This window comes from Intestinirhabdus alba (assembly GCF_009711095.1).
GTDB classification, from domain to species: domain Bacteria; phylum Pseudomonadota; class Gammaproteobacteria; order Enterobacterales; family Enterobacteriaceae; genus Intestinirhabdus; species Intestinirhabdus alba.
This window is the reverse complement of the sequence record NZ_WMJZ01000076.1, coordinates 1-4,696: the sequence shown is the minus strand read 5'-3', so window position 1 is coordinate 4,696 and position 4,696 is coordinate 1. Positions and strand designations below refer to the sequence as shown.

Annotated in this window: 3 protein-coding genes; all 3 read left to right on the top strand. The window is 68.7% G+C overall.

Translation table 11 applies throughout. The features are described 5' to 3' along the window. A partial coding sequence (locus GJV78_RS23865) for a hypothetical protein (protein ID WP_230979219.1) occupies positions 1–371 on the top strand: 371 nt, incomplete at its 5' end. Between the two features lie 128 nt (positions 372–499). Then, positions 500–2,416: an inverse autotransporter beta domain-containing protein gene (locus GJV78_RS22300; protein ID WP_155110251.1), complete on the top strand. Its 1,917-nt coding sequence runs from the start codon at positions 500–502 to the stop codon at positions 2,414–2,416. Further along, on the top strand, positions 2,406–4,696 hold a 2,291-nt coding region (locus GJV78_RS24060), incomplete at its 3' end, for an invasin domain 3-containing protein (protein ID WP_209439279.1). The genes GJV78_RS22300 and GJV78_RS24060, both read left to right, overlap by 11 nt.

Genomic DNA, 4,696 nt, shown 5'->3' with positions numbered 1-4,696 from the left:
TTCTTATTGCCGCGGTGATTTCCGCTGCCGGCTGCACGGCCTCCGCCGGGAAAAAAACTGCCGCTAAAAAAGCGCCGCCCGTCGCCGCGCAGCGCGTCGCGGTCGCCAAAACCGAAAGCCGTCAGTGCACCGATAACTTTGACCTTCTTAAACGGCTCAACCCCACGGCATTCACCCTGTATCGCTCCCAGTTTGACGCCATCAACGCCTCTTACAGCTATTACCACGAGAACCAGGCGCTGCTGGAAAAAGATCCGCGGGAGATCATGACCCTGACCCTCAACGACAAGCTCAACCTCATCTGCGATCGGGTTAAGAGCCAGACCTTTACCGAGATCCGTAACCGGATGGTCACGATTTCAAAAATCTGAACCGACGTTCTGCCCCGTCACCGGTGAACGCGGCGTGAAGGCCCCTTCTCCGGCGTGACCGCGCAGGGTGTGTCCGCGGACGCCGCGATGCGTCTGCGGGATCTGTCCATAGCGAGTGGATTAACAACATGTATAAAGACTCCCCTTTTCACCGGCGGCTCTCCCTGGGGCTGCTGCTCTGGTGGTTATTCACCTCCGTTATCCTGCCGGTATGGGCGCCGCTGGCCCGCGCCGCCGGCCTGGCCGAGATGCATCAGCTGATGACCCCGGACGCGGAGCCGTCCGGCAACGCCGGCGCGCCGTCAGCGGCCCCGCCGGGCGGACCCGCCGGGTCGCTCTCTGACTACTTTATCGCCGGCAACCTGACCCCGCAGCCCGACGCTGCCCGGACCCCGTCCCCCGACGGGACGACGCTGCCGCTGCTGGGCAGTCCGGAGACGCCGGACGCCGGCGGCGGCGAGCCGGCGGAGGCAGACGACCCGGTGCCGGGACATCTGCAGACCCTGTGGGGCGTGCTGGGCCAGGAGTCGCGGACGGACGCGGTGCGCGGCATGGCGGAGAACTACATCTCCGGGATGGCGAACCAGATGGCGGAGAGCGCGGTGCGCGACTGGCTGAAGCAGAAGGGGAACGCGCGTATCCAGTTCACCACGCAGGGTGAAGGCAGCGCGGACGTGCTGGTGCCGCTGTGGGACACCGGGAGCGACCTGCTGTTCAGCCAGGCGGGGGTGCGGCGTAACCAGGACCGGACCCTCTGGAACGGGGGCATCGGCGGGCGGCATTACATCGGCGACGACTGGATGCTGGGCAGCAACGTCTTCTACGACTACGACCAGACCGGGCGCAACGCGCGCTGGGGGGTGGGTCTGGAGGCGCGGACCGACTGGCTGAGCCTGTCGGCCAACCGCTATTTCCGTCTCACTGACTGGCATCAGTCGCCGCTGCGTAACATGCGCGACTACGACGAGCGGCCGGCGAACGGTTACGACCTGCGGGCGAAGTACTGGCTGCCGTCGTATCCGCAACTGGGCGGCGAGCTGACGTATGAGAAATACTTCGGCAAAGGGGTGGATTTACTCAACTCCGCCTCGCCGGATTCGCTGAAGAACTCGCCGCACGCGCTGACGGCGGCGGTGAGCTACACGCCCTTCCCGCTGCTGACGGTGAGCCTGGGGCACACGTCGGGCGACGTGTCGGAAACCACGGCGCAGCTGGACTTTAACTGGCGCTTCGGGCTGTCGCTGGCGGAGCAGCTGGACGGGCAGAGCGTGGCGATAATGCGCAGCCTGAAGGGCAGCCGCTATGACCTGGTGGACCGCAACTACAACATCGTGATGCAGTACCGCAAACAGCAGCTGGTGGCGCTGACGCTGCCGGCGGAAGCCCGGGGCGAGGCGCTGAGCCGGATAGCGGTCAGCGCCACGGCGAAGGCGAAGTACGGTATCCGGGATATCGTCTGGCAGGCACCGGAGCTGGTCAGCGCGGGGGGCCGGATAGAGACCACTGCCTCGCCGACGGATATCCGTATCGTGCTGCCGGCGTGGAACGCGCCGGACAGCGGGAAGCGCAACCAGTATCGTCTGACGGCGGTAATGACCGACGTGGAGGGCAACCGGACGGAGCCGGCGACGATGAACATCGTGGTGGATGAGGCGACGCACATCATTAAGCTGGAGCTGGACGCGGCGCGCAGCCCGGTGGGCCGGGAGGTGCCGGGGCGGCTGACGGTGACGGACAGCAGCGGGCAGGCGGTGACCGGGCTGGGGCTGACGCTGGCGCTGACGCCGTCGGCGGCGGGGTGTGAGCTTAACGGCCAGGCGCAGTGCGACGGGTATGAGAGCGTGCTTGACGCGGGCGGGCGGCATGCGCTGACGCTGAGCCACACGAAGAGCGGGAAGTACACCCTGAGGGCAACGCTGGCGACCGGGAGCCGGGCGGAGACGGACATCGTCTTCGAGGCGGACGCGGCGTCGGCGACGCTGACGGAGGGGAGCCTGACGGTGGTGACGGATAACGCGCCGGCGGACGGCAGCNGTGACGGATAACGCGCCGGCGGACGGCAGCGCGGTGAACCGGGTGAAGGCGACGGTGACGGACAGCTTTGGCAACCCGGTAAGCGGCCAGACGGTGACGTTCGCCGCCGGAGGCGGGGCGCAGATAAGCGGCGCGGTGCAGACGGATGAGCGCGGAGAGGCGACGGCGGAGCTGAGCAGCACGCTGGCCGGTCCGGTGGAGGTGAACGCGGGGATAAACGGGGTCAGCCGGCAGGTGACGGTACGCTTCGTTGCCGACAGCCGGACGGCGCAGATAGCCGAAGGGGCGCTGAGCGTGGAGGAAGACGGCGCGGTGGCGGACGGCCGGTCGGCCAACCGGGTACGGGCGCGGGTGACGGACGCGAATAATAACGTGGTGCCGGGGGCGATGGTGACCTTCAGCGCCGGCAACGGGGCGGTTATCGCGCCGTCGGGGATGACCGGCGAGGACGGGGAGCTGAGCCTGCCGCTGACCAGCGTCCGGGCCGGTGAGAGCCGGGTGACGGCGACGATAAACGGCGGCAGCCGTGAGGTGACGGTGCGCTTCATCGCCGGGGCGGTGAGCGGACAGACGTCGGTGCTGACGGCGACGCCGGCGAGCATCGCGGTGGACAACACGGAGACGTCGCAGCTGACGCTGGCGCTGCAGGACGCGCAGGGCAACCCGGTGACCGGGCGTCACGGGGGGATAACCTTCAGCGTGAGCGGACTGGCGGCGGCGGACCACACGCTGAGCGCGGTGAACTATGAGCAGGCGGAGGCGGGGCTGTACACGGCGACCCTGAAGGGTAAACGGGTGGGCACCGCGGTGGTGACGGCGCAGGCGGACGGTGAGACGGTGGGCCCGGTGGAGGTGCGTCTGACGAGCCTGAGCGGCGGCGATGCGGTGGGAGCGGACGGCAGCGTGACGCTGGACGCGACGTCGCCGGTGACGGCCGGGGAGGAGAGCCGGCTGACGGTGACGCTGAAGGATGTGAACGGCAACCCGGTGACCGGGGCGGCGGGAGACATCCGGGTGAGCAGCCAGGTGAGCGACCAGGCACCGGCGACGGCGTGGGAGGAGAGCGCCGCGACGGCGGGGAGCTACACGTCGTCCCTGCTGATGACGAAGGTGGGTTCACACCTGCTGACGGCGACGGTGTCCGGGAGCAGCCGGACGGGGACGCGGACGGTGGAGGTGACGGCGGCGACGGCGGAGAGTGCGGTGAGGTACCTGACGCTGGAGGCGGCGGAGAGCGTGCGCGCCGGGGATAGCCTGGGGGTGACGGTGACGCTGACGGACGGCTGGGGCAACCCGGTGACGGGTCTGGGAGCGGCCATCACGCTGGGAGATGATAAAGAGAACCCGGGAACGGTGAGCTTCACGGAGGTATCGCCGGGTCGCTACCGGGGGACGGTGACGCTGACGCAGGTGGGGGAGCACACCCTGAGCGCGCGGCTGGGCAACGGCCTGTCGGCGGAGCGGGGGGTGACGGTGAACGCCGGAGCGGCGGTGGCCGCGGCGTCGACCCTGAGTCCGGCGGCGCAGAGCGTGAAGGCGGACGGTGTGGCGGAAGCGACGGTGACGCTGGAGCTGAAGGACGGTTACGGCAACCTGACGGACGCGGGCGCGCCGGCGGCGGGGAGCACGCTGCGGCAGCTTGACGGGGTGACGGGGGTGAGTACCGGAGCCTGGAGCCGGACGGAGACCGGGAAGTACCGTTCGACGGTGAAGGGAACCACGGTGGGCGAAGCGACGTTCAGCCAGACGGTGGGCGGGGTCAGTCTGCCGGCGGTGAAGGTGACGTTCCTGGCGCAGAGCGGAGCGGAGAGCGTGGCCGGAGTGAGGCTGGAGGCGATACCGGCGACGATGAACGCGGGCGAAGAGACGCAGCTGACGCTGAGGCTGACGGACGCGAACGGCAACGGTGTGACGGGGGTGGCGACGGCAGATATTGCCCTGTCAGACTCTGTGACGGACGGAAACAGTGCGCTCTCCTCATGGGAGGAAGGAGCGAACGGGGAGTACCGCGCGGGGCTGCGTCTGACGGTGGCGGGTGCGCATGACCTGACGGCGACGGTGAACGGGCAGAGCGGAGAGGCGCGGGTGACGGTGACGCCGCTGAGCGGGGAAGCGTATGTGGAGACGCTGTCGCTGAGGGTGAGCCCGGAAACGATAACGGCGGGAGAGAGCGTGACGGCGACGGTGACGCTGAAGGACCGCTGGGGCAACGGAGTGGTGAACGCCGGGGGGAGCATTGGCTTAACCAGCAGCGTGGAGACCCTGAGCGGGACAACGTTCAGCGCGACCGG